The organism is Achromobacter colocynthidis (genome assembly GCF_057334535.1).
This window is the reverse complement of the sequence record NZ_JBHFIZ010000037.1, coordinates 122,010-146,717: the sequence shown is the minus strand read 5'-3', so window position 1 is coordinate 146,717 and position 24,708 is coordinate 122,010. Positions and strand designations below refer to the sequence as shown.

At 65.9% G+C, this 24,708-nt stretch carries 19 protein-coding genes; 9 read left to right on the top strand and 10 right to left on the bottom strand.

Going from position 1 to position 24,708, the window contains the following annotated elements:
• Positions 1 to 33: 33 nt before the first annotated feature.
• Both ACE04A_RS20440 and ACE04A_RS20435 read left to right on the top strand, forming a co-directional pair.
• Positions 34 to 516, top strand: coding sequence for a YajQ family cyclic di-GMP-binding protein (locus ACE04A_RS20440; protein WP_259249690.1), 483 nt, complete (start codon positions 34 to 36; stop codon positions 514 to 516).
• A gap of 18 nt (positions 517 to 534) precedes the next feature.
• Positions 535 to 1,440 (top strand): LysR family transcriptional regulator, encoded by a 906-nt coding sequence (locus ACE04A_RS20435; RefSeq protein ID WP_259249689.1) that lies wholly within the window; start codon positions 535 to 537, stop codon positions 1,438 to 1,440.
• Positions 1,441 to 1,505: 65 nt separating this feature from the next.
• Here ACE04A_RS20435 and ACE04A_RS20430 read toward each other — a convergent pair whose 3' ends face one another.
• A complete protein-coding gene (locus ACE04A_RS20430; RefSeq protein ID WP_485820450.1) occupies positions 1,506 to 2,954 on the bottom strand; it encodes an AlkA N-terminal domain-containing protein in 1,449 nt (482 codons plus the stop codon).
• A gap of 150 nt (positions 2,955 to 3,104) precedes the next feature.
• Here ACE04A_RS20430 and ACE04A_RS20425 point away from each other — a divergent pair, with 150 nt between their 5' ends.
• The 4 genes from ACE04A_RS20425 (at position 3,105) to ACE04A_RS20410 (ending at position 6,939) form a co-directional block, all read left to right on the top strand.
• The gene (locus ACE04A_RS20425) at positions 3,105 to 3,659 is read left to right on the top strand and encodes a methylated-DNA--[protein]-cysteine S-methyltransferase (RefSeq protein WP_448716770.1); all 555 of its coding nucleotides are present in this window, start codon (positions 3,105 to 3,107) and stop codon (positions 3,657 to 3,659) included.
• An 83-nt stretch (positions 3,660 to 3,742) separates the two neighbouring features.
• On the top strand, positions 3,743 to 4,684 hold the full coding sequence (locus ACE04A_RS20420) for a DUF3829 domain-containing protein (RefSeq protein ID WP_448716769.1): 942 nt from the start codon (positions 3,743 to 3,745) through the stop codon (positions 4,682 to 4,684).
• Between the two features lie 118 nt (positions 4,685 to 4,802).
• Entirely contained in the window at positions 4,803 to 5,888 is a 1,086-nt protein-coding gene (locus ACE04A_RS20415) for a tartrate dehydrogenase (RefSeq protein ID WP_485820449.1), read from the top strand.
• 67 nt (positions 5,889 to 5,955) lie between these two features.
• A complete protein-coding gene (locus tag ACE04A_RS20410; RefSeq protein ID WP_485820448.1) occupies positions 5,956 to 6,939 on the top strand; it encodes a Bug family tripartite tricarboxylate transporter substrate binding protein in 984 nt (327 codons plus the stop codon).
• A gap of 49 nt (positions 6,940 to 6,988) precedes the next feature.
• Here the strand turns inward: ACE04A_RS20410 and ACE04A_RS20405 are convergent, their stop codons facing one another.
• From ACE04A_RS20405 to urtA, 9 genes are all read right to left on the bottom strand, one after another.
• Entirely contained in the window at positions 6,989 to 7,594 is a 606-nt protein-coding gene (locus ACE04A_RS20405; RefSeq protein WP_448716766.1) for a phosphatase PAP2 family protein, read from the bottom strand.
• 177 nt (positions 7,595 to 7,771) lie between these two features.
• Entirely contained in the window at positions 7,772 to 9,379 is a 1,608-nt protein-coding gene (locus ACE04A_RS20400; RefSeq protein ID WP_485820447.1) for a PepSY domain-containing protein, read from the bottom strand.
• A gap of 23 nt (positions 9,380 to 9,402) precedes the next feature.
• Positions 9,403 to 11,598: a TonB-dependent receptor gene (locus ACE04A_RS20395; protein WP_447991093.1), complete on the bottom strand. Its 2,196-nt coding sequence runs from the start codon at positions 11,596 to 11,598 to the stop codon at positions 9,403 to 9,405.
• Positions 11,599 to 11,837: 239 nt separating this feature from the next.
• Complete coding sequence (locus ACE04A_RS20390; protein WP_279995218.1) at positions 11,838 to 12,263, bottom strand: DUF2946 domain-containing protein; 426 nt, start codon at positions 12,261 to 12,263, stop codon at positions 11,838 to 11,840.
• 106 nt (positions 12,264 to 12,369) lie between these two features.
• Positions 12,370 to 13,068, bottom strand: a complete 699-nt coding sequence (gene urtE / locus ACE04A_RS20385; protein ID WP_100854755.1) for an urea ABC transporter ATP-binding subunit UrtE — start codon at positions 13,066 to 13,068, stop codon at positions 12,370 to 12,372.
• 2 nt (positions 13,069 to 13,070) lie between these two features.
• Positions 13,071 to 13,910: an urea ABC transporter ATP-binding protein UrtD gene (urtD, locus tag ACE04A_RS20380; protein WP_100854756.1), complete on the bottom strand. Its 840-nt coding sequence runs from the start codon at positions 13,908 to 13,910 to the stop codon at positions 13,071 to 13,073.
• On the bottom strand, positions 13,907 to 15,034 hold the full coding sequence (urtC, locus tag ACE04A_RS20375; RefSeq protein ID WP_485820446.1) for an urea ABC transporter permease subunit UrtC: 1,128 nt from the start codon (positions 15,032 to 15,034) through the stop codon (positions 13,907 to 13,909). Before urtC ends, urtD begins: the two co-directional genes overlap by 4 nt.
• A complete protein-coding gene (urtB, locus tag ACE04A_RS20370) occupies positions 15,031 to 16,662 on the bottom strand; it encodes an urea ABC transporter permease subunit UrtB (protein ID WP_448717649.1) in 1,632 nt (543 codons plus the stop codon). The genes urtC and urtB overlap by 4 nt, the downstream gene beginning before the upstream one ends.
• Before the next feature lie 11 nt (positions 16,663 to 16,673).
• Positions 16,674 to 17,927: an urea ABC transporter substrate-binding protein gene (gene urtA, locus ACE04A_RS20365; RefSeq protein ID WP_100854759.1), complete on the bottom strand. Its 1,254-nt coding sequence runs from the start codon at positions 17,925 to 17,927 to the stop codon at positions 16,674 to 16,676.
• A gap of 381 nt (positions 17,928 to 18,308) precedes the next feature.
• Between urtA and atzF the strand changes: the two genes are divergently transcribed.
• The 3 genes from atzF to ACE04A_RS20350 are packed head-to-tail and all read left to right on the top strand — an operon-like array spanning position 18,309 to position 24,565.
• Positions 18,309 to 20,168 carry an allophanate hydrolase gene (atzF, locus tag ACE04A_RS20360; protein ID WP_485820445.1) on the top strand — a complete coding sequence of 620 codons (1,860 nt, stop codon included), beginning with the start codon at positions 18,309 to 18,311 and terminating at the stop codon, positions 20,166 to 20,168.
• Between the two features lie 27 nt (positions 20,169 to 20,195).
• Complete coding sequence (gene uca, locus ACE04A_RS20355; RefSeq protein ID WP_448717831.1) at positions 20,196 to 23,840, top strand: urea carboxylase; 3,645 nt, start codon at positions 20,196 to 20,198, stop codon at positions 23,838 to 23,840.
• Positions 23,837 to 24,565, top strand: a complete 729-nt coding sequence (locus tag ACE04A_RS20350) for a GntR family transcriptional regulator (protein ID WP_448717651.1) — start codon at positions 23,837 to 23,839, stop codon at positions 24,563 to 24,565. Before uca ends, ACE04A_RS20350 begins: the two co-directional genes overlap by 4 nt.
• Positions 24,566 to 24,708 lie beyond the last annotated feature (143 nt).

Sequence of the window (24,708 nt, the reverse complement as noted above, 5' to 3'; positions counted from 1 at the left end):
CTAATTTCACTCATCACCAACAGGACCCGTGTCATGCCTACTTTTGACGTCGTCTCCGAAGTCGACAAACACGAACTTACCAACGCCATCGACCAAGCCAATCGCGAACTCGCCACCCGTTTCGACTTCAAGGGCACCGAGGCCAAGTTCGAACTGGAAGGCTTCGTCGTGACTCAGGTTGCCTCCAGCGCGTTTCAACTCAAGCAGATGCTCGACATCTTGCGCGGCCGCCTGTCGGCGCGCGGCATCGACGTACGCTGCCTGGACGTGGCCGACCCGCTGGAAAACCTGGGCGGCGCGCGCCAGAAGGTCACCATCAAGCAGGGCATTGAACAGCCCGTGGCCAAGAAGCTGATCGCCGCCATCAAGAACGCCAAGCTCAAGGTGGAATCGCAGATCAACGGCGACAAGCTGCGCATTACCGGGAAGAAGCGCGACGACCTGCAAGCCGCCATCGCGCTGTTGAAAAAGACCGACGTAGACCTGCCCCTGCAGTTCGAGAACTTCCGCGACTAAGCGCCCCGGCCGCTAGCCATGGGGCACTCCAGCGAACTGCAATTGGTGGTTGAGCTGGCGCGCGCGGGCGGCATGTCCGCCGCTGCCCGCCAGTTGGACGTGACCCCGGCGGCCGTCAGCAAACGGCTTGCGCAGATCGAGGCGCGGCTGGGTGTGCGCTTGTTCAACCGCAGCACCCGGCGCCTGAGCCTGACCGCCGAAGGCGAGGTCTACCTGGAAAGCGCGCGCCGCATCCTGGATGAAATCGAAGACCTGGATCAGCTTATCGCCAGTCGCCAGGACAGCCCGCGCGGGCGCCTGAAGGTCAACGCGCCGCTGGGTTTTGGCCGCAGCTACATCGCACCCGCCATTGCCGAGTTCGCGCAGAAATATCCCGACGTCACGCTGCAATTGCAGTTGACCGACAGCCCCGCCGACTTCGTGCGCGACGCTTTCGATGTGGCGATCCGGTTTGGCGACCTGCCCGATACACGTCTTATCGCCCGCAAGATCGCGCCCAACCGCCGGCTGGTGTGCGCGTCCCCCGGCTACCTGAAGACGCATGGTGTGCCGACCACGCCGCACGACCTCGCGCGCCATCAGTGCATCGTGCTGCGGCAAAACGAAGATGCTTACAGCCTGTGGCGTTTCACCAAGGGGCGCCGCAGCGAAACCGTGAAGGTGCGCGGCGCGCTGAGCAGCAACGACGGCGAAGTGACGCTGACCTGGGGCCTGGCGGGCCTGGGCATCTTGCAGCGTGCCGAATGGGATCTGGCGCGCTACCTGCGCAGCGGCCGCCTGGTGCGCGTGCTGGAAGACTACGCGCTGCCGCAGGCGGACATCTACGCGGTGTTCCCGGAACGCCATCATCTATCGGCCAAGGTCCGCATCTTCGTGGACTTCCTGGTCGGCTATTTCCAGCAGGACACGCAAGCGCGCTGGTAGGCCGGATGCGGCCGGCCTGGATGCGGTTCAGCCTGAATCCGGTTCAGCCGGATCCGGTTAAGCCATCATCCCGCCGACCACAAATGCTGCGCGGCATAGGCCCGCCAGGGCCGCCATGAATCGGCACGCGCCAGCAGTTGCCTGGGCGTGTAGGCGCGCGATTCCAATTTTTCCAAGGCCCGGATCAGGCCGATGTCCGCGTTGGGAAACGCATCGGGTTCACGCAGTTGCCGCAAGGCAATGTATTGCGCCGTCCATTCGCCGATGCCCCGGATGGCGCGCAGCCGCGAGACGGCGTCGTCCAGGCTGCTGCCGGGTTCGAACAAATTCGGGTCCGCCACCGCTGCCGCCGCCACGGCGGACAAGGTGGCCGCGCGGCTGCGCGGCATGCCCAGCACGGCTAGCTCGGCGGGCGCCACCGCCTCGGGCGTGGGAAACACATGCGTCAGCCCGTCCTCCGGCTGTGCCAGCAAGGCGCCGTGCGCGGCCACCAGCTTGCCCGCCAACCGGATCGCCGCCGACACCGTGATCTGCTGGCCCAGCACCGCGCGCATCGCCAATTCAAAGCCGTCCCACGCGCCCGGCACCCGCAGGCCGGGGCGCGCGGCGATCAACGCGGACAGTATCGGGTCGTGCGCGAACTGCGCGGCAAGCGCCACTGGATCACTGCCCAGATCGAACACCCGCCGGATCCGCGCAATGATGGCCGGCAACGCGTGCACGCGCGCCACGCGCACCGTGGCCTGCAACGCGTTGCCCTTGCCGGGCTGCACGCTGATCGTGCCCTGCATGCCATCCAGGCTGATCGTGCGGGAATAACGGTCGCCGTCCACCCGCTCGATGCCAGGAATGGCGCGCAGGCGCAGAAAGCCCAGCATGGCCTGCCAGTCGTAGGGTGGGCGGTAGCGCAGCAGCAGCTTGATGTCACCTTGCGGCGCGAAAGGTCTTTCGGGTTGCGCGGACCGCCGCAGCTCGCCCGGCGCCCGGCCAAACAGCGCCAGGAAACTCTCGTTGAAACGGCGGATGCTGCCAAAGCCGGACGCAAACGCAATGTCGGCCATGGGCAGGTGCGTTTCGTGGATCAGTTGCTTGGCGAGCAGCACGCGCCGGGTCTGCGCCACGGTCACGGCGGACGCGCCCAGATGTTGGCGGAACAGGCGGCGTAGCTGGCGCTCGCCCACGCCTAGCCTGGCGGCCAGCGTATCCATGCCGGCTTCGTCCAGCGCGCCAGCCTCGATTAGCGTCAGCGCGCGCGCCACGCTGTCGGGCAGGTCGCGCGATGGCCCCAGCTCGGGCGCGGTTTCGGGCCGGCAGCGCAGGCAAGGGTGAAACCCCGCTTCTTGCGCGGCGGCGGCGCTGCCGAAGAACGTGACGTTTCGCGATAGCGGCGTGCGGGCTGGGCAGACGGGGCGGCAATAGATGCGCGTCGTCTTCACCGCGGTGAAGAAGCGGCCGTCGTAACGGGCATCGCGCACGCTGATCGCGCGGTAGCAGGCGTCGTGGTCAAGGTTCATGCCGCCATGCTAGCGCTGCCATCGCGCGCGGATCTAGCGGTTTTCGGACCTTGTTGTGCCAATGACATTCCTGTCCGAAAACCGCCAGCCAGCCGCCGTCCCGGGCGGCTATCGTGGCCGCATTTTCGTGCTCCAACCGGATCCTGCCCGATGACTACCGACCCTGAAGTCTTTTTGCTTGAACGCGCGCCCACCCCCATCGGCCTGATGCTGATCGTGACCGATGCACGGCATCGGCTGCGCGCGGTGGATTGGAAAGATCATGAAAGCCGTATGCATACGCTGCTGCGCCGCCAGTACGGCAAAAACGCCATTGTCTTGCGCGATGCTTCGTCAGCCTCCCCGGCCCGGCAGGCGCTGGCTGCGTATTTCGACGGTGAGCTACGGCCCGTCGACGAGCTTGAGGTCGCAACCGCCGGCACCCCGTTTCAGCGGCAGGTCTGGCAAGCGTTACGCGGCATTGCCGGCGGCGCGCCCATCAGCTACGGCGCCCTTGCCACGCGCATCGCGCGGCCGACGGCGGTGCGGGCGGTGGGCTTGGCCAACGGCGCCAATCCCATCGGCATTGTCGTACCGTGCCATCGTGTGGTGGGCGCCAATGCGTCGCTGACGGGCTATGGCGGCGGCCTGCACCGCAAGCGCTGGTTGTTGGACCACGAACAGAAGTGGTCGCGCTTTGCAAACCCTTGTGACAGGTCTGAATGACTTTGTAGCGTGTTAACGATGGCGGCGGCATATGATGCGTTCCCTTTTTCGGAGAATAGATGTTTATGTCGCGCCCCTTGTGCATGTCCGCCCTGTTAGCCGCCACGTTGATGCTCGCCGCGTGCGGCGACGACAACGCCAAGCCGGAAGCGAAAACCGCCGAAGCCAGCACCGCCCAGGCCGAGATCATCAAGTACAACCAGTACGTCGATACGGCCAACAGCATCAACCAGTCGTTTGAAGAAACGCTGGACCAGTACGAGCAGTACATGGTGCCCAAGCTGGCCGACAAGAAGCCCGTCAAGGACTACGTCATCGGCAACGACATCATGGTGTTGCGCACCAAGGAAAAGTTGGAAAAGGCCTTGGCGATGCAGCCCGCCATTCCCGAGATTGACGCCGCCGCCAAGGACTTTGCGCAAGCCTTGGGCAAGCTGGCCCCGCTTAGCACCGACCTGCAGAACTACGCCGCCGCCAAGACCTTCCTGTCGGACAACGGCGCGCTGGCGCGCGAGAAGAGCCCGGCCTACGTGGCCGCGCTGACCGAGGTGGCCAAGGCGGAAAGCGCTTTCTACCACGGCATTTCCGTGAAAGACACCGCCAACACCAAGGAAGCGTTTGAAAAGGCCAAGAAGGACACGGTGGCCTACTACCGCGCCGGTATGGTGTATTACGGCAAGTCGACGCTGAACCAAGCGACCGGCATTTTTGCCGGCACGGGCCTGGGCGACAAGAAGGACGCCTTCAAGCAAGACCTGGACAAGCTCAACGAGATGGCGCTGGGCTTTGACAAGAAGACCCGCGAAGCCGATCCCAAGGGTTGCGCCAGCACGATGATGCAAGCCAACGCCTTCCTGGCGGCGGGACGCAAGGTGCTGGAACACACGGAAAGCGGCCGCTACAAGGAAGACGCCGCGCGTACGGGCGCCTTCAAGATGATGCGCCCCACCATCGTCGACGACGCCTACAGCCTGCGTCAGACATTCAACAACCTGATCAACAACCTGAACGTCAGCCGCTGCTGATCCCCGGCACAACATCTTCAACCTGAAGTTGAAGATGTTGTGAATGGCGCTGCGCGCACGGCGCGCGGCGCTCGGTACATTGCCGACAGACCCTTATCAGCAAGGAGCCCTGTCGGCCATGAAGCCCTATCGCATTGCAACCATCCCCGGCGACGGCATCGGCAAGGAAGTCATTCCAGCCGGCCAGCGCGTCTTGCAGGCCCTGGCCGACGAAGGCGGACTGCATTTCGAGTTCCAGAATTTCGACTGGGGCGGCGACTACTACCGCCAGCACGGCGTGATGATGCCGGCCGACGGCCTGGACGCCCTGCGCGACAAAGACGCGATTCTGTTCGGCTCGGCGGGCGACCCCGACATTGCCGACCACATCACCCTGTGGGGCTTGCGCCTGAAGATCTGCCAGGGCTTTGACCAGTACGCCAACGTGCGCCCCACGCGCATCCTGCCCGGCATCGACGCGCCGCTCAAGCGCTGCACGCCCGAGCAACTGAACTGGGTCATCGTGCGCGAAAACTCCGAAGGCGAATACTCCGGCGTGGGCGGGCGCGTGCACCAGGGCCATCCCATCGAAGCCGCCACCGACGTGTCGATCATGACGCGCGCCGGGGTCGAACGCATCCTGCGCTTTGCCTTCAAGCTGGCGCAATCACGGCCGCGCAAGCTGCTTACCGTCGTCACCAAGTCCAACGCGCAGCGCCATGCCATGGTGATGTGGGACGAGATCGCGCTGCAAGTCAGCCGTGAATTTCCGGACGTGACCTGGGACAAGGAATTGGTGGATGCCGCCACCGCGCGCATGGTCAACCGGCCCGCGTCGCTGGACACGCTTGTCGCCACCAACCTGCATGCCGACATCCTCAGCGACCTGGCCGCAGCCCTGGCCGGCAGCCTGGGCATTGCGCCTACCGGCAACATCGACCCCGAACGCCGTTACCCGTCCATGTTCGAACCCATCCACGGGTCGGCGTTCGACATCATGGGCCAGGGCCTGGCGAATCCGGTCGGCACGTTCTGGTCGGTGGTGATGCTGCTTGAGCATTTGGGCGAAACCGATGCGGCGGCACGCTTGATGCAAGCCATAGAACAAGTCACGGGCACGCCCGCACTGCACACGCGCGACCTGGGCGGCAACGCCACCACCGAAGAAGTCACGGCCGCGGTGTGCGCGCGGCTGGCGCAGGGCAGGGCAGTGAAAGCGGCATAGCGCTGGAGGGCGCCTGGCCGGCAATACAACAAGAAGCGAAGTTCATTCGTAGTCCAAGGAGACAAGCATGTCCAAGCAAAATTCCGGCGCGCGCGCGTTGGCGTTCGCGTGCCTGTTCAGCCTGCCGCTGGCAGGCGGCATGGCCGTTGCACAGACTTACCCCGCCAAGCCCATCAGCCTGGTGGTGCCGTTTCCGGCGGGCGGCACCACCGATGTGCTGGCGCGCGCGCTGGGCCAGGAGCTAAGCAAAAGCCTGGGCCAGCCGGTGGTGGTGGAAAACAAGCCGGGCGCGGGCTCGACCCTGGGCGCGGATTACGTGGCCAAGGCCGCGCCTGACGGCTACACCTTGCTGATGGGCGCGGTGCATCACACCATCGCCACCAGCGTCTACAAGAGCCTGCATTACGACTTCCAGAAGGACTTCGCGCCGGTCACCACGGTGGCGCTGGTGCCCAATGTGCTGGTGGTCAACCCCAAGCTGGACGCGACTACCGTGCAAGGCTTGTTGAAACTGGCGCAGGCCGCGCCCGGCAAGCTCACCTTCGGGTCCAACGGCATGGGCACCGGCCAGCATTTGATTGGCGCGCAGTTTGAGCAACAAGGTCACGTCAAGCTGCTGCACGTGCCGTACAAGGGCAGCGGGCCGCTGACGACGGACCTGCTGGGCGGGCAGATCGATATGTCGTTCGACACCATCACGCCCGTGCTGGCGCACATACAAAGCGGCAAGCTGCGGGCGCTGGCGGTTACCACCAATAAGCGTTCAGAGGCGCTGCCCAACGTGCCGACGATGGAAGAGGCCGGCCTGAAGCCCTTCAACATGGGCACCTGGTTCGGCGTGCGGGCGCCGGCGGCCGTGCCCAAGGACGTGGTGACGCGGCTGAACGCCGAGATGGTGAAGATCATCCAGTCGCCCGATTTCTCGCGCCGCATGGCCGAGATTGGCGCGGTGCCCATCGGCGATACGCCGGAGCAGATGCGCGCCCGCATCGGCACGGATACGGCCAACTACGCCAAGCTGGTGAAGGACGCGAACGTGGCGATCAACTGAGCTTGCGGGTTCGCTGCTCGGTCCGCTGCTCGGTCGGCAATTGAAGCCGCTACGCGCGGATCCAGCCGCGCGCAATCGGCATGGCCAGCAGCTTGCGGTAGAGGGCTTGCGCAGCCAGTGTCAGCGGCGCACCGACGCGGTTCCACACTGCGGCGGTGGCCGCTGCCACGATGGGCGCCAGGATCAGGCCGCCCGCGATGTCCAGCGGAAAGTGCACGCCCAGGTACACGCGCGACGTGCCCACGATCACGGCGGCCAGCAGCGCCGCCCAACCCCAGCCGGCCCAACGCCGGTCAAAAATCAGCGCGAACGCAAACGTGGCGATGATGATGGTGTGGTTGCTGGGGAATGACGAGGTGGCCTTGTGCGGGAAAAACGCATGGCCCAGGCCCAGCACAAAAGGACGCGGCTGCGGCCACAGCGCGCCGCACAGGTAGCTGATGAACAACGCGACGCCAATGCTGGTCAGCACCTTCAGCGCCAGGCTGCGTTGCGCCTGTCCGCCCCATAGCCACATCGCCACCAGCGCACCCGGCACGAACAGGATCAAGCGGTTGGCCAGCAGCAAGCCGGCCTGGATCTGCCAGGCGGCGGTGGCCGGGTCGGCGTTGATCGACAGAAACAGGGCATGGTTCAAAGCATCCAGAGCATTCATGACACGTCATCGCAGCGTAATAATCAATAGTCGCGATGGTAGTGGGGTTACCCGTCAGTCCGCTTACAAAATGCGGCTGAATGCGGGCTTTTACTTCTGGACACGCGCTTCGCTATTCGCCTGGATCGTGCTTCGGGATGAGACCTCAGCTTCATCCTTCTGTTTCATCCTGTGCCTTCATCCGCCTCGCAGCTTCTTGCCCAGCCGACGCCACCCAAGCACAACGCCCGTCAGGCTCAACGCCGCGCCGCCCAGGCTCAGGACGATCAGCAAGACGTCCCAGATGGGCCGGCGTGACAACAGGCCGGTCCAGTCCCAACTGTGCAGAAACGAGAACAGCCAGCGGCTGACGCGGTTGCTGCGGTCTTGCCGGCCCACGATCTGGCTGGTGGTCGGGTCCAGGTACACCCAGGTGGCTTGCGGGTTGTCGTAGACCACACGCCAGACGGGCAACGGCTTTTCCACATGGCCCAGCATGGCGTGCGCGTCGCGCGCGTAGTAGTAGAAGTCGTACTGGGTCAGCACCTGGACCTCGCGAACCTTGGCGCCCGGCAGCAGGCGCGTGGCGGCCTCGCGCAAGTCGCTTTCGGCGAACGTAGTGGGTACGGCGTCGGTCGCAGACAGCACGCGCGGCGCGCCTGCGGTGCTGCGCGCCAGGGCCACGTCCTGACCAGCCGCGCGGGTCCACAGCAATTCGCGCGGGGCGCTGGGCAGGGCGGCGATCAAGTCGCGCGGCGTGGCCAGCGGCGCGTCGGCCGGTGGGCCGGCGTAGGCATTGGCTGCAAGCGGCGCCGCCGTGCTGGTGAAGAGCTTCCACGGGTTCATCGACATCAGGCCGCTGAAGATCCAGGTAATGGTGATGGCGGCAAACAGCAGGCCGCTGATGTGATGCCATCGCATCATGCTTTCGCGGTAGGGCGAACGGCTGCCCGTGGCGTAGGGGCGCGAAAAGCGCCAGCGCAGGATGCCCACGACCGTGCCCGTCAGCGCCAGCACCACGCCGGCCACCGACAGCCACACCACCACGTCGTGCCACCAGCGGTCCAGCGCATTGCCGCGCAGCGGATACAACCAATGAATCCAAGCGCCTGCGTAGTTCCAGGCGCGTTCGTTGCGAGTGGCGTCCAGCACCACCGCGCCGGTTGCCGATGAGACATACAGGCGGGTGTGCGCCGGGTCATCCATGTCGATGCGGTGCAGCGGCCGGTGCACATCCAGCGACCCGGAGTGGGTGTAGACATCTTCGTCCACCACCTCCTGGTGGCGCGCGGCGTATTGGCCGCCAAACCACGCCAGCGCGGATGCCTTGGCCACGGCCGCATCGGCCGGCGGCAGCAGGGCGCCGCTGGCGGCATCCACCACCGTGGGCGCCGCGCGCGGGGCGCCGGGCACCAGATAGACCGGCGCGCCGGCGCGCGTGGCGGCCAGGCTCAGGCCCGGGTTGTCGCTGGCGCCCGCCCCCCCCCGCGCCTGGGCGGGCGTAATGGCGATGGCGGCGGCATCCAGCGGCGCCAGGTGCGTCAGCCGTTCCTGCGGCGTCAGCTTGGGGTAGCCCACGTACATCATCACCACGCCGGATATAAACCACATGGCAAAGAACAGGCACAGCACGATGCCGGCCCAGCGATGGGTCAGGTAGAGCCATCGCTTGAGGCGGGAAGACAGCGGCGGCCCGGCGCGGCGGGCGGGCTTCTTTGCTGGCCTGTTGTCAGCCTTATCCGCGGGCGTGCTTGCGGGCGTGCTTGCGGGCGTACGTGCGGCTTGGCGTGTGGACGTGGCGCTCATGGCATTCCCCTTAAGCGCGTTCGTCAGAACCGCATTTGCAAGGTCAGTTCCACCGAACGCGGCGCGCCCAGGTAGTACATCGTGGGGCTGCTGTTCGCGGCGTAGACCTTGTCGGTCAGGTTGCGCACGCGGAACGTCGCGTCCACGTTGCGGTTGATCCGGTGCGACAGCGCCGCGTCAAACACGGTGTAGGACGGCGCCCATACCGTGTTGGCCGCGTCCGCATACGCGCGGCCCACGTAGCGCGCCGCGACGCTGGCGTTCCAGTCCGGCACGAAGGCGTAGTCCACCCACACGTTGGCCAGGCGGCGCGGCGTGTTGGTCGGCACCTTGCCGTTGCGCGATACCGATACCCCACCGACCGACTGCGTGAAGTCGTCGTACTTGGGGTCGACAAACGCCACGTTGCCTTGCAGCGACAGCTTGGAGGTCAGTTGCAAACCGCCCGCCAGTTCCACGCCGCGCGCGGACTGCGCACCCACCGGCACGCTGACGCCGGGGTTGTTGGGGTCGGACGTCGCCAGGTTCTTGCGCTTGATCTCGTAGACCGACACGGTGGCCGCGCCGCGCCCATCCCAGAAGTTGAACTTGCCGCCGACCTCGGCCTGCGTGCCGGTGGTGAGCTTGTCGTTGTTCAACACGTCGGCGAATGACGCGGTGGCCATCAGGCCCGACGGGGGATCGGCGGCGGTGGCGTACTGGGCGTACAGCGACGCTTCCGGGCTGATCTCCCAGTTCACGCCCAGACGTCCGGTCAAGGGCGAATAGCTGCGCTGCGCGCTGGCGGGTGACGTGGCGGTGACCGCGCGGCGGTTGGTCAGGTCCAGGTCGATGAAGTCCTTGCGCAGTGCCGACACAATCGCCACGCCGGGCAGCACTTGCGTGCGGTTTTCCAGCGTCAGCGCAAAGGTGCGGATGCGGTTCTCGCGGTCGGGTTTGTGGCCGCGCGTCATGCCGGGAATGTCGTAGAAATCGCCCGCCGAAAAATCGTAGGGGTCCACGGCGTCCACCGTGCCGGACAGGCTGGTGGGAAAGCGCGTGACCTTGTTCTGGCTGATGTCGGCGCCAAATGACCAATCGCTGCGCAGGCCCGCGATGGACGAGCGATACAGCCCTTCGACGCGGTTGCCCACCAGGCGCTGTTCGTGCCGTTGCAGCAACGCGCCCGAGCGCAGCACCAGGCTGTTGTCGGCGTTGAAGCGATAGCTTTCCAGGTTGCGGAAGTCGCGGTCCGCGCGGTAGTGGTACAGCGTGTTCTTCAACGTCAGGTTCGACCCCGCGCGCCATTCGGTCACGGAACGCGCCCACAGCACCGACTGCTCGTACAGGCCGTCATTCACGTTGTAGTTCTTGAAGCGCGTGCCATCCATGATGTGGCCTTCGCCTTGCACCACGCCATTGGCGTTGGACTTCAGCGGCGTGCCCCAGTAGGGGCGGTCGACCTGTTCGCGCTGGAATTCAAAGGCGAAGGTCTGGGTCACGTCGGCGCCCAGGTCCGACAGCAAGGACGCGGCCACCTGGGTGGCGCGGCTATGGTTGCCGTCGACCCAGCCGTGGCTGGAACCGGTGTTGGCGTCAATGCGCAGGTAGTGGCCTTGGCCGCCTGCATCGCCCGCCAGCTGCTGGTTCAAACCGATGGAATACTGGCGGCTGTCGAACGAACCCAGGCGGAACTGGGCGTCGTAGAAGGTGTCGCGTTCGGGCAGCTTGGTCACGTAGTTGATGGCGCCGCCCACCGCGCCCGCGCCGAACAGAAAGGTGGCGGGGCCGCCAATGGCTTCGACGCGGTCGTAGATCCAGCTATCGATGGGGCGCCCGGCAATGGCGTCGTACTGCACGGAAATGCCGTTGAACAGTTGCGACACCTGGCCGCCTGAAAAGCCGCGATAGCTGACCGCGCCGGCATTGCCCGGGGGCGAGGCGTTGTCCACGCCGGGGATGCCGCGCGCAATTTCCTGCGTGTTCAAGGAGCCGCGCGCTTCGATCTGCTCGCGCGAGATCACGGTGACGCTGGCCGGCGTTTCGCGCAGGGTCAAGCCCAGGCGGCTGCCGGTGTTGTCGTGGGCGTCCAGGTCGATCACGCCATTGGGCGCGGGTGCGGCGTAGCCCGCGCCGTAGACGGTGGTGGGCGCCAGGGTCTTCACGGCGGGTTCGGCGGCCAGGGCCGGGCTGCCGGCGATGGCGCCCAGCAGCAAGGTGTAGAGAGTCGTGTGTTTCATGTCGGAGGTCGGCAAACGAGCAAACGAGCAAACGAGCGAGCGCATCCAGCGCGCCGCTGCTCATAAGCGGGGCGCGACGAGTCGCAAGGGTCTGATGTCGACGGCGCTAAGCCTGGCGGCCGAAACCGCTAGTCGTGCGTGTCAGGAAAGACGATGGCGTGGGCGCATGGCGCTGCCGCAAGCAATGACGGAAAACCGACGTGTCGGAAACCCTATGCGGCGAACAACCGAAGCCCAGCTCAGTTTGCGGGCGGTGCGCGCGGCTGTACCGCGCTCCAGGCATGAAGGGAGTTTTCCGCCAGGAAAAACAGCGGCGGGTAGGTGATGGCGCGGCCCACGGGGGCGGGCACCACGGGCACGGGCGCGGGCAGGATGCTCACGTCGGCTTGGGGGTTGCGGCACAGCGGGCAATGATGGTCGCCATGGGCGTCATCGGCCTTGCTGCCGTGCGAGTCGTTGTGCGATTCGTTGTGCGGCACTTCCAGCGTCAGGGTGCCGCTGGCGTCCCCTTCGCTGGCGCAGTACTCCACGCTGATGCGATGAATGTGATGGCCGTCGGGCGACAGGCTCAAGGCATGGGCTAGCGACGGCGCCAACGACGCCCACAGGATCGCGGCAAGCGCGATCCACAGGTTGGGGCGGGTCAGGAAAGTAGCGAAGCACATGGAGCGGAATTATATCGGAGCAGTTTTCCGATGCGTGCGCAGTATCAAGGAAATCTTAAGACGCCCGCCCGCGTCTTTTCCTCATGGCGTTTCCGTTAGCCCTCGGCTATACCGACAAGTGCCGGCGCACGTCCTCGCCATCGATGGTGCTGCGGTCGCCGCTGGCCACCACTTCCCCGCGCGACAGCACGACGAACTGGTCCGCCAGCTCGCGCGCGAAATCGAAGTACTGCTCGCAAAGCAAAATGGCGATGTCGCCGCGTTCGCGCAGCATGTGGATGACGCGCGCGATGTCCTTGATGATGGACGGCTGAATGCCTTCGGTGGGCTCGTCCAGGATGATGAGCTTGGGCTCGGCCACCAGCGCGCGCGCAATCGCAAGCTGTTGCTGCTGTCCGCCGGACAAGTCGCCGCCGCGCCGCGACAACATGCTTTTCAGCACGGGAAACAGTTCGAAGACTTCTTCCTTGATGCGGCGCGCGCGGGCGGCGGGCTTCGTCGCCATGCCCATCAGGATGTTCTCTTCCACCGTCAGCCGCGCAAAGATGTCGCGGCCCTGCGGCACATAAGCCATGCCGCGCGCGGCCCGCTGGTGCGGCGCCAGGCGCGTGATGTCGGCGCCGTCAAACGCGATGTTGCCGCTGGCCACGGGCAGCACGCCCATCACGCATTTCAGCAACGTGGTCTTGCCCACGCCGTTGCGGCCCAGCAGCGCCAGGCACTCGCCCTGGCGCACCGACAGCGACACGCCGCGCAGCGTGTGGCTGCCGCCGTAGTATTGGTTGATCGTGCTTACGTCCAGCATCTTTAGCGCCCCAGGTAGACTTCGATCACGCGCGGGTCGGCCTGCACCTTGCTCATCGGCCCTTCGGCCAGCACCGAGCCTTCGTGCAGCACCGTCACCTTGCCGTCGCCCGCGATCTGGTTGACGAAGTCCATGTCGTGTTCCACCACCATCAGCGAATGGCGGCCGCGCAGTTCGTTCAGCAACTCGCCGGTGCGTTCGGTCTCGGCGTCGGTCATGCCGGCAACCGGTTCGTCCAGCAGCAGCAACTGCGGTTCCTGCATCAGCAGCATGCCGATTTCCAGCCACTGCTTCTGACCGTGCGACAGCAGGCCGGCAGGGCGTTGCACTTCGGGGCGCAGGCGGATCAGGTCCAGCGTTTCGCCAATCTTGTCGGCTTGTTCGCTGGTCAAGCGCGAGAACAGCGTGGGCCGCACGCGCTTGTCCGTCTTCATCGCCAGCTCCAGGTTTTCAAACACGCTGTGCTGTTCAAACACCGTGGGCCGCTGGAACTTGCGGCCGATGCCCGCGTGCGCAATCTGCGCTTCGTTCAAGGTCGTCAGGTCGATGCTCTGGCCAAAGAACGCGGTGCCGGCGGTGGGCCGCGTCTTGCCGGTGATGACGTCCATCATCGTGGTCTTGCCCGCGCCGTTTGGGCCGATGATGCAACGCAGTTCGCCCACGCCGATATCCAGCGTCAGGTCGTTCAGCGCCTTGAAGCCGTCGAAGCTGACGGTAATGCCTTCCAGGTACAGGATGGCGCCGTGGCTGGTGTCCAGGCCCTTGGGGCTGACGCGGCCGTAGCCGGCGTCGCCGCTGGGGCCGCCGTCCAGCGTGGCCAGTTCGGTATGCGTGCTGGTCATGCCTTTTTCTCCTGCAAGCGTGCCGTGATGCGGCGGGCCAGGCCGACGATGCCGGTGGGCAGGAACAGCGTCACCAGCACGAAGATCAGGCCCAGCGCGTACAACCAGAATTCCGGCAGCACGCTGGTGAACCAGGTCTTCAGGCCATTGACCGCGCCCGCGCCGATGATGGGGCCGATCAAGGTGCCGCGCCCGCCGGTGGCCACCCAGATCACCATTTCAATCGAGGTCTCGGTGGACATTTCGCTGGGGTTGATGATGCCCACCTGCGGCACGTACAGAGCGCCCGCGATGCCGCACAGCACGGCCGACAAGGTCCACACGAACAGCTTGAAACCCAAGGGGTCGTAACCGATGAAGCGCAGCCGGCTTTCGGCGTCGCGCACGGCGGTCAGCACGCGGCCCAGCTTGGATTGCGTGACGATGCGCGCCAGGATCAGGGCGCCCGCCAAGGCCGCCAGCGTGATCCAGTACAAGGTGGCGCGCGTGCCCGGCGCGGTGATGTCAAAGCCCAGGATGCGCTTGAAATCGGTAAAGCCGTTGTTGCCGCCAAAGCCCGTGTCGTTGCGGAAGAACAGCAGCATGGCGGCGAACGTCAGCGCTTGCGTGATGATGGAAAAGTACACGCCCTTGATGCGCGAGCGGAAGGCAAAGTAGCCGAACACACACGCCAGCACGCCCGGCACCAGCACCACCAGCAGCATGGCGTACCAGAAGTGTTCGGTGAAGGACCAGTACCAGGGGTAGCTCTTCCAATCCAGGAACACCATGAAGTCGGGCAGGTTGCTTTGGTAGACGCCGTCGCGGCCGATGGCGCGCATCAGGTACATGCCGTGCGCGTAGCCGCCCAGCGCAAAGAACAGGCCGTGGCCCAGCGACAGGATGCCCGCATAGCCCCACACCAGGTCCAGGGCCAGCGCGGCCATGGCGTAGCACATGAACTTGCCCAGCAGCGCCACGGCGTAGGCCGACACGTGCAGCGCATGGCCCGGCGGAAACACCAGGTTCAGCAGCGGCAGCAGCGCCAGCAGCGCGGCCGCCACGGCCAGGGCTGTCCAGGCGCGGCCTGAAAAAAGCGGGCGACGGGTCAGCAGGGTCAGATCGGTCAGCGCGGTCTGTTTCATTCAACGCTCCGGCCGCGGGGGGCGAACAGGCCTTGCGGCCGTTTTTGGACAAACAGCACAATCAACACCAGGATGGTGATCTTGGCCATGACGGCGCCCGCATAGGGCTCCAGGAATTTGTTCACGCCGCCCAGGCCCATCGCGGCGATGACGGTGCCGGCCAACTGGCCCACCCCGCCCAGCACCACCACCATGAAGGAATCCACGATGTAGCCACGGCCCAGGTCCGGCCCCACGTTGCCCAACTGCGACAGGGCCACGCCCGCCAGCCCGGCGATGCCGGAGCCCAGGCCAAAGGCCAGCATGTCCACGCGCCCGGTGGGCACGCCCACGCAATCGGCCATGCGCCGGTTCTGCGTAATGGCGCGCACGAACAGGCCCAGCCGTGTGTGGTTCAGCAGCACCCACACCAGGAACACCACAAAGAACGCAAAGCCGATGATGACGATGCGGTTGTAGGTCAGCACCAGCCCGCCCAGCACGTTGATGCCGCCGGACATCCAGCTGGGGTTGCCCACTTCCACGTTCTGCGCGCCGAACAGCGTGCGCACGCCTTGCATCAGCATCAGGCTGATGCCCCAGGTGGCCAGCAGCGTTTCCAGGGGGCGCCCGTACAGCCAGCGGATCACGGTGCGTTCCAGCGCCATGCCGACCAGCGCCGTCACTACGAACGCCAGCGGCAGCGCGGCCACCACATACCAGTCCAGCCAGCCCGGCAACCAGGCGCGGAACAGCGTCTGCACCACATAGGTCACGTAGGCGCCGATCATCAGCAATTCACCGTGCGCCATGTTGATGACGCCCATCAGCCCAAAGGTAATGGCCAGGCCCAGCGCGGCCAGCAGCAGCACGCTGCCCAGGCTGATGCCGTAAAAGAGGTTGCCCGCCCATTCGATGGTGGCCAGGTGGCGGTCGATCTGCTTGAGCGCCGTGGCCGCCGCATCGCGCACGGTCGCATCGGGCTCCGTGTAGACGCCGTCGCGCTGCTGCGTCAGCGAGGCCAGCACGGGGCGGAAGGCGGCGTTGCGTGTTTCGCCCAGTACCTCCACGGCATGCAGACGCTTGGCGGGGTCGGTGCTTTTCAATTCCAGGTTGGCCTGCGCGATCAACAGCGCATCGCGCACAGCCTCGTTCTTTTCTGTAGCCAATGCTTTTTCAAGCATGGGCAGGCGCGCCGGGTCGCCCGTTTGTTGCAGGCGGCGCGCGGCATCCAGGCGTTCGTTTGGCTGGTCCGAGAACAAGCGCGAACCCGCCAGCGCGGCCTGGATGGCGCGGCGCAGGCGGTTGTTGATGCTGACGGTGCCGGAACCCGCAGGCAGATCCACGGCCGCGCCCGTCGTCGGATCGGTGGCGCGCGTGCTGTCGATGCCGATCAGCACGCGGCCATCGGCCGTTGCATAGAGCTGGTCATTGCCCAGCGCTTGCAAGACCGCGGCCGCGCCCGGATCAGGTAACTGGCCCAGCGCGGCAATCGCTTGCAGCTTGGCGTCCGTGTCGTCGCCGGTCAGCGGCGCAAGCAGGGCCGGGTCCACGCCCGCCGCCGCCGCGGGCGCGGTCAGCAGTGGCATGGCCAGCAGCCACGCAAGAATGAAACGACGCAAGAAATGGGCGATTGCCGCGATGTGCATGCTAGCTCCGCTTAGAGGCCTTGCTTGCTTTCATTACCCGGGATGTACGGGCTCCAGGGTTGGGCACGGATCGGGCCCTTGCTCTTCCACACCACGTTGAACTGGCCGTCCGCCTTGATTTCACCGATGTAGACCGGCTTGTGCAGGTGGTGGTTGCTCTTGTCCATTTCGATGGTGTAGCCATCCGGCGCGCTGAACTTCTGGCCGCCCATCGCCGCGATCACCTTGTCCACGTCGGTGGTCTTGGCCTGTTCCACGGCCTGCTTCCACATGTGGATGCCGACGTAGGTGGCTTCCATCGGGTCGTTGGTCACGACCGTGTTGGCGTTGGGCAGGTTCTTGGCCTTGGCATAGGCCTTCCACTTCTTGATGAAGTCCTCATTGACCGGGTTCTTCACCGACTGGAAGTAGTTCCATGCCGCCAGGTGGCCGACCAGGGGCTTGGTGTCCACGCCGCGCAGTTCTTCTTCACCCACCGAGAACGCCACGACCGGCACGTCGGTGGCCTTCAGGCCGGCGTTGCCCAGTTCCTTGTAGAAGGGCACGTTCGAATCGCCGTTGATGGTCGAGATGACGGCCGTCTTGCCGCCGGTGGCGAACTTCTTGATGTTGGCGACGATGGTCTGGTAGTCGGAATGGCCAAACGGCGTGTAGACCTCGTCGATGTCGCTGTCCTTCACGCCCTTGGAATGCAGGAAGGCGCGCAGGATCTTGTTGGTGGTGCGCGGGTAGACGTAGTCGGTGCCCAGCAGCACGAAGCGCTTGGCGCCGCCGCCGTCTTCGCTCATCAGGTATTCCACGGCCGGGATCGCTTGCTGGTTGGGCGCGGCGCCGGTGTAGAACACGTTCTTCTCAAGCTCTTCGCCTTCGTATTGCACGGGGTAGAAGAGCAGGCCGTTCAGTTCCTTGAAGACCGGCAGCACCGACTTGCGCGACACCGAGGTCCAGCAGCCGAACACCACCGCCACCTTGTCTTGCGACAGCAGTTGGCGCGACTTCTCGGCAAACAGCGGCCAGTTCGACGCGGGGTCCACCACCACGGCTTCCAGCTTCTTGCCCATCACGCCGCCGTTGGCATTGATTTCGTCGATGGTCATCAGCGCAACGTCTTTCAGCGACGTTTCCGAGATGGCCATGGTGCCCGACAAGGAATGCAGGATGCCGACCTTGATGGTGTCTTCGGCGGCGAATACCTGCGGCATCCAGCCGGACATGGCCAACAGGCTCACGGCGGTCAGTTGCTTAAGGGCTAGTCTGCGTTTCATGGTGACTCCTGATTGGTATGTGCCGGGTTGGCCGGCAGGAACGGTCTCTGAAAACAGTCGACAACAAGGACTTCAAGGACATCAAAGCAAAAGGCATGCCAAGTGCCCAAGGCCGGGCAGGCCGCTGTATGAAGAGGGGGTGTTTACGCGAATACGGCTGGGTCTTGCGCGCGTGGCGTGGTCGGATCAAAACCGTGCGCCATGCACAAAACAGGTGCGCATCCTGCCCGCTTGCGGTGCGGGCGTAGCGGCCGGGAAGCGGCGCGTGATGCCTGTTTGACGGCGTTGGCATGTGGCGCCAGAGGGAAAGCCGCGTAGCCGCCAAACATGGCACGCCGATTGCTTGGGAATCCGTACTTGTATACAAGAAAGGATTCCAGCATGAACGCCGCAGCAACGCAGACGAGCCCCATCGGTTGGACCATCGCGCAATGGCAAGCCGCCTATCGCGAAGGCGGGGCCCAGCCCGAAACGCTTTTGGCCGACTACGCCGCGCCGCAAGACGGGCCCGCAGACAATGCCTGGATACAGCGAGTGGACCGCGCCACGCTGGACGAACAGCTGGACGGGCTGCGGCTGATGCTGGCCGCCGTTGGCGGCGACCTGGCGCGCCTGCCGCTGTATGGCGTGCCCTTCGCCATCAAGGACAACATCGACGCCGCCGGCTGGCCCACCACCGCCGCCTGCCCCGAATTTGCCTACACGCCGGGCGAGGATGCGACTGTGGTGCAGCGCCTGCGCGCGGCGGGCGCCATCCTGATCGGCAAGACCAATCTGGACCAGTTCGCCACCGGCCTGGTGGGCACGCGCTCGCCGCATGGCGCGGTGGCCAACACCTTCAACGCCGACTACGTCAGCGGCGGCTCAAGCTCGGGGTCCGCGTCGGTGGTGGCGCGTGGCATCGCGGCGTTTTCGCTGGGCACCGATACGGCGGGCTCGGGCCGCGTGCCGGCGGGCTTCAACAACATCGTGGGCTTGAAGCCGACCAAGGGCTGGCTCAGCACGGCAGGCGTGGTGCCGGCGTGCCGCACGCTGGATTGCGTGTCGATCTTTGCGCTGACCGTGGCCGATGCCGAGCTGGTGGCCGACGTGGCGGGCGGCTTTGACGAACGCGATCCCTATTCGCGCAAGATGCCTGCCGGCGCCTCGCTGCCGTGGCCACGCGCGCCCAAGCTGGCCATCCCCGCCACGCTGGAATTCTTTGGCGACACGCAGGCGGCCACGGTGTTCGACGACGCCGTGCGTGCGTTGAAGGCCACCGGCGCCGAAGTGGAAGCGATAGACTTCGCGCCCTTCAATGAACTGGCCGCGCTGCTGTATCAAGGGCCTTGGGTGGCCGAACGCTTCGCGGCGGTGGAAGACCTGTGGAAGCAGACGCCGGACGTCATCAACCCCGTCGTGCGCGGCATTGTCGAGCAAGCCGCCAACTACAGCGCGCTGGATGCCTTCAAGGCCGAATACCGCCGTGCTGAACTGACGCGGCAAATCCATCAGGCGCTGGCGGGTTTTGATGCGCTGGTGGTGCCGACGTCTCCGTCCATCTACACCATCGCGCAGCTTCAAGCCGACCCGGTCACGCTGAATTCGCGGCTGGGTGTCTATACCAACTTTGCCAACCTGGCCGACTTGTCGGCGCTGGCGGTGCCGGCCGGCATGCGCGCCGACGGCTTGCCGTCGGGCATCACGCTGATCGGCCTGGCCTGGCAGGACCGCGCGCTGGCGCAGTTCGGCCGCCTGTGGCAAGCGCAGCGTGGCCTGCCGCTGGGCGCCACGGGCGCGCCGCTGCCGGCCGGCATGGACGTGGCGACCCCGCCCGCCGACACCGTGCGTGTGGCGGTGGTGGGCGCGCACCTGACCGGCATGCCGCTGAACCATCAACTGACCTCGCGCCACGCGGTGCTGGTGGAAAAGACCCGCACGGCGGACGACTACCGCCTGTATGCGCTGGCCAACACCACGCCGCCCAAGCCGGGGCTGGTGAAGTCCGAGTCCGGCGCGCCGATTGAAGTGGAACTGTGGGATGTGCCGGTGACGGCGTTCGGCGCCTTCGTGGCCGAGATTCCCGCGCCCTTGGGCATCGGCACGCTGGAGCTGGAAGACGGCCGCCTGGTCAAGGGCTTCATCTGCGAACCACGCGGCCTGGATGGCGCGCGCGACATCACCACCTTTGGCGGCTGGCGCGCCTATCTGGCGAGCCTTAGTGCTGCTGCCGGCGCCAACTCCAACGCCACCCCCCGCTAACCCCGCAAGCCATTTGGGAGCCGAACCGTGTTCGATACCGTTCTGATTGCCAACCGCGGCGAGATCGCCGTCCGCGCCATCCGCACCCTGAAGCGGCTGGGCATCCGTAGTGTGGCCGTGTATTCCGACCCCGATCGCAACGCCGCGCACGTGCGCGAGGCCGATGTGGCCGTGGCCCTGGGCGGCGAAAAAGCCGTCGACAGCTACTTGCGCATGGACCTGCTGCTGGCGGCCGCGCGCGAGCATGGCGCACAAGCCATCTACCCCGGCTATGGGTTCCTGTCCGAAAGCGCGGAATTCGCCGAAGCCTGCGAAGCGGCGGGCATTGCGTTCGTGGGCCCCACGCCTTTGCAGATCCGCGAGTTCGGGCTGAAGCACCGTTCGCGCGAACTGGCGGCCGAAGCGGGCGTGCCGATGACGCCGGGCACGGGGCTCTTGGCCAGCCTGGGTGAAGCGCTGTTGCACGCCGAGCGCATCGGCTACCCGGTCATGCTCAAGAGCACGGCTGGCGGCGGCGGCATCGGCTTGTCGCGCTGCGAGAACGAAGCGGAACTGACCGTGGCGTTCGATAGCGTGCAGCGCATGGGCGAACACTTCTTCCGTGATGGCGGCGCGTTCATCGAACGCTATGTGGATAACGCGCGCCACGTGGAAGTGCAGATCTTCGGCGACGGCGCGGGCCGCGTGCTGGCGCTGGGCGAACGCGATTGCTCGGTGCAGCGGCGCAATCAGAAAGTGATCGAGGAAACGCCCGCGCCGCTGCTGCCGGCCGCGACACGCGCGGCCTTGCTGGCGGCGGCCGTGCAGTTGGGCGAGTCGGTGAACTACCGCTCGGCCGGCACCGTTGAATTCATCTACGACCCGGCCCGCGACAGCTTTTATTTTCTGGAGGTCAACACGCGCTTGCAGGTCGAGCATCCGGTGACGGAAGCCGTTACGGGCCTGGACCTGGTGGAATGCATGCTGCGCGTGGCCGCTGGCGAAGCGCTGGATATCGCCGCGATGTCGCGCGCGCCGCAGGGTGCGTCCATCGAAGTGCGCCTGTACGCTGAAGACCCGCTGCGCCAGTTCCAGCCGTCGCCGGGCGTGCTGACCGAGGTGTCCTTCCCTGAAGGGGTACGGGTGGATGGCTGGGTGGCGACCGGCACCGACGTGCCGGCGTTCTACGACCCCATGCTGGCCAAGCTGATCGTGCACGCGGACACGCGCGAAGCCGCCTTGGACAAGCTGGCTGACGCGCTGGCGCGCACGCGGCTGCACGGCATTGCCACCAACCTGGACTACCTGCGCCAGATCGTCGCCGACGAACGCTTCCGCGCCGGCAAGCTGTCCACGCGCTTCCTGGAAAGCTTCACGTACCGGCCCGCCGCCATCGAAGTGCTGGAAGCCGGCACCTACACCAGCGTGCAGGACTACCCCGGCCGCACCGGCTACTGGGACATCGGCGTGCCGCCTTCGGGCCCGATGGACGACTATGCCTTCCGTTTGGCCAACCGCATCGTCGGCAATGCGCCGGACGCGGCCGGCATCGAGGCCACGCTGATTGGGCCGACCTTGCGCTTTCACGGCGACACCGTCGTGGCTCTGACTGGCGCCGAATGCGCCGCCACGCTGGACGGCGAACCCGTGCCGATGTGGCAGCCAATTGCCGTGCGTTCGGGTCAGGTGCTGGCCACCGGCCGCGCGCTGTCGGGCTGCCGCAGCTACCTGGCCGTGCGCAACGGGCTGGACGTGCCGGTTTACCTGGGCAGCCGCTCGACCTTTGCGCTGGGCCAGTTCGGCGGGCACGCCGGCCGCACGCTGCGCGTGGGCGACATGCTGCCCTTGGTGCGGCCGGAGCTGGGCGAGGGTGTTGTCGCCGCGCCGGTGGCAGAGCCGATGCCCGCGCCGGCCGAGCTGATTCCCTCCTACGGCAACACCTGGGAAATCGGCGTGCTGTACGGCCCGCATGGCGCGCCGGACTTCTTCCAGCCCGAAGCCATCGACACCTTCTTCGCGGCGGATTGGGAAGTGCACTACAACTCGAACCGCCTGGGCGTACGCCTGATAGGCCCAAAGCCCACCTGGGCGCGCGAGAACGGCGGAGAGGCGGGCCTGCACCCGTCGAATATCCACGATTGCGAATACGCCATCGGCAGCATCAATTTCACGGGCGACAGCCCTGTCATCCTGACGCGCGACGGTCCCAGCCTGGGCGGCTTTGTGTGCCCCGTCACCATCGCGCGCGCCGAACTGTGGAAGGTGGGCCAGGTGAAGCCGGGCGACCGCATCCGCTTCGTGCGCATGGACTATCCGCAAGCCGTGGCGCTGGAAGCCGCGCAAGACCAAAGCGTGGCGGCGCTGTCGGCGGTATCGCCCGAGGCAACCGCGCCATCGCCCGTGCCCGCCACGGTGTCCGAAACCATCGTCGCCGCCTTGCCGGCCGAGGGCTCGCGCCCGTCGGTGTCATACCGCCAGGCGGGCGACGGCTACCTGCTGCTGGAATATGGCGACAACGTGCTGGACCTGGCGTTGCGCATGCGCATTCACTTGCTGATGGAGGCGTTGAATGCCGACCCGATCGCGGGCGTGCAGGAATTGTCGCCGGGCGTGCGCTCGTTGCAGATCCGCTATGACAGCCGCCAGATTCTGCAAGGCGCGTTGATCGAACGCTTGTTGAAGATCGAAGCCGGCCTGGCCGACGTGGCCACGCTGAAGGTGCCCACGCGCGTGGTCTACCTGCCCATGGCCTTCGAGGATTCGGCCACGCTGGGCGCGGTGAAGCGCTATCAGGAAACCGTGCGCGCCAACGCGCCATGGCTGCCGAACAATGTGGACTTCATCCAGCGCATCAACGGGCTGGCCAGCCGCAATGATGTGCGCGACATTGTGTTCGACGCCAGCTATCTGATCATGGGCTTGGGCGACGTGTATCTGGGCGCGCCATGCGCGGTGCCGATCGATCCGCGCCATCGCCTGCTGACGTCCAAGTACAACCCGGCGCGCACGTTCACGGCGGAAGGCACGGTGGGCATCGGCGGCGTGTACATGTGCATCTACGGCATGGATTCGCCGGGTGGGTATCAACTGGTCGGCCGCACCTTGCCCATCTGGAACAAGTTCTTGAAGAATCCGGTGTTCCAGGACGGCAAGCCCTGGCTGTTGCGGTTCTTTGATCAGGTGCGCTTCTACCCGGTCACCGAGGCCGAGCTGGATGTGCTGCGCGAAGACTTCCGCGAAGGGCGCGCCACGGTGCGCATTGAAGAGGAAGTGTTTGATTTCGCCGCGCACCAGCGCTTTTTGGCCGAGCAGGCAGACAGCATCGCCGTGTTCCAGACGCGCCAGAAAAGCGCCTTCGACGCCGAAGTGGCGTTGTGGAAGAGCGAGGACGTGGCGGTGGAGCAAGAGGCGCCGGCTCAAGAGGCCGAGGCCGACACGGCACTGCGCGAGGGCGAACGACTGGTCAGCGCGGATATGTGCGGCAACATCTGGAAGATTCCGGTCCAGGTGGGGCAGAGCGTATCGGCGGGCGACACGCTGGTGGTGGTCGAGGCCATGAAGATGGAGCTGTCGGTGATTGCGCCCGCGTCGGGCACGGTCACGGCGATCCGCTGCGTGCCGGGCAAGCCGGTGAACGCGGGCGACCCCTTGGTGGTGCTGGCGGAAGACGCCACGTGCACCGTGGCGGGATGATGCGCCTGGAATCCGTCCAGGTCAGCCCGGCGATCCGGCAGGCGCCGGCGCTGGCCGGGTCACTGGCTGACCAGGTGTATCAGCGCATCAAGGACGATTTGTTCGATTTCCGGATGCTGCCGGGTGAGCGTTTTACCGAGGCGGACCTGGTGGCGCGGCTGGGCGTCAGCCGTACCCCGGTGCGGCTGGGCTTGGCGCGGCTGGAGCGCGAAGGCTTCGTGCTGGCCAGCCCGCGCAGCGGCTGGCAGGTGCGGCCGTTCGATTTTGAACGCTTCGAAGCGCTGTACGACGTGCGGGTGGTGCTGGAACAGGCGGCGGTGGACAAGCTGTGCACGCGCGAGCACATGGACGAGTCCGGCATCCTGGGCGCGTTGAAGGACGTTTGGTTGGTGCCCCCGCCACAGCGGATTCTGGACGGGCGGCTGGTGGCGCAGTTGGATGAGGCGTTCCATTGTTCATTGGTGGCGGCGGCCGGGAATCCGGAGATGGCGCAGATACACCGGGACGTGACGGAGAAGATCCGCATTGTCCGGCGGCTGGATTTCACGAAGGATTTCCGGGTGGACGCGACGTATGAGGAACATGCAGCGATTTTGCGCGCGGTGCTGGCACGGCGCGGGGATGAGGCGGCACGGATGCTGAAGTCGCATATTGAGATGAGCAAGGCGGAGGTACGGAAGATCACGCTGCATATGCTGCATGAGGCAAGGGAAGGGGGGAGGTAAAGGGGGGGTGTTTGATGGGTTGCGCGCGATCGGGGGTGGGGTTTTGGCGGCGGACCTTGCGCGGGCCATCCTACGGTGGGCTCGGGAATTGTAGGATGGGTGAAGCGCGGGAATGTCTTCTAAAGAACACCGGCGCTGATCGC

Coding starts and splice junctions, on each gene's coding strand:
- urtB (WP_448717649.1), bottom strand. CDS start 16,662: ATGCACATCGCGGCAATCGCCCATTTCTTGCGTCGTTTCATTCTTGCG.
- ACE04A_RS20425 (WP_448716770.1), top strand. CDS start 3,105: ATGACTACCGACCCTGAAGTCTTTTTGCTTGAACGCGCGCCCACCCCC.
- ACE04A_RS20430 (WP_485820450.1), bottom strand. CDS start 2,954: ATGAACCTTGACCACGACGCCTGCTACCGCGCGATCAGCGTGCGCGAT.
- ACE04A_RS20415 (WP_485820449.1), top strand. CDS start 4,803: ATGAAGCCCTATCGCATTGCAACCATCCCCGGCGACGGCATCGGCAAG.
- urtC (WP_485820446.1), bottom strand. CDS start 15,034: ATGAAACAGACCGCGCTGACCGATCTGACCCTGCTGACCCGTCGCCCG.
- ACE04A_RS20400 (WP_485820447.1), bottom strand. CDS start 9,379: ATGAGCGCCACGTCCACACGCCAAGCCGCACGTACGCCCGCAAGCACG.
- ACE04A_RS20435 (WP_259249689.1), top strand. CDS start 535: ATGGGGCACTCCAGCGAACTGCAATTGGTGGTTGAGCTGGCGCGCGCG.
- ACE04A_RS20405 (WP_448716766.1), bottom strand. CDS start 7,594: ATGAATGCTCTGGATGCTTTGAACCATGCCCTGTTTCTGTCGATCAAC.
- urtD (WP_100854756.1), bottom strand. CDS start 13,910: ATGACCAGCACGCATACCGAACTGGCCACGCTGGACGGCGGCCCCAGC.
- urtA (WP_100854759.1), bottom strand. CDS start 17,927: ATGAAACGCAGACTAGCCCTTAAGCAACTGACCGCCGTGAGCCTGTTG.
- urtE (WP_100854755.1), bottom strand. CDS start 13,068: ATGCTGGACGTAAGCACGATCAACCAATACTACGGCGGCAGCCACACG.
- ACE04A_RS20440 (WP_259249690.1), top strand. CDS start 34: ATGCCTACTTTTGACGTCGTCTCCGAAGTCGACAAACACGAACTTACC.
- ACE04A_RS20410 (WP_485820448.1), top strand. CDS start 5,956: ATGTCCAAGCAAAATTCCGGCGCGCGCGCGTTGGCGTTCGCGTGCCTG.
- ACE04A_RS20390 (WP_279995218.1), bottom strand. CDS start 12,263: ATGTGCTTCGCTACTTTCCTGACCCGCCCCAACCTGTGGATCGCGCTT.
- ACE04A_RS20350 (WP_448717651.1), top strand. CDS start 23,837: ATGATGCGCCTGGAATCCGTCCAGGTCAGCCCGGCGATCCGGCAGGCG.
- atzF (WP_485820445.1), top strand. CDS start 18,309: ATGAACGCCGCAGCAACGCAGACGAGCCCCATCGGTTGGACCATCGCG.
- ACE04A_RS20395 (WP_447991093.1), bottom strand. CDS start 11,598: ATGAAACACACGACTCTCTACACCTTGCTGCTGGGCGCCATCGCCGGC.
- ACE04A_RS20420 (WP_448716769.1), top strand. CDS start 3,743: ATGTCCGCCCTGTTAGCCGCCACGTTGATGCTCGCCGCGTGCGGCGAC.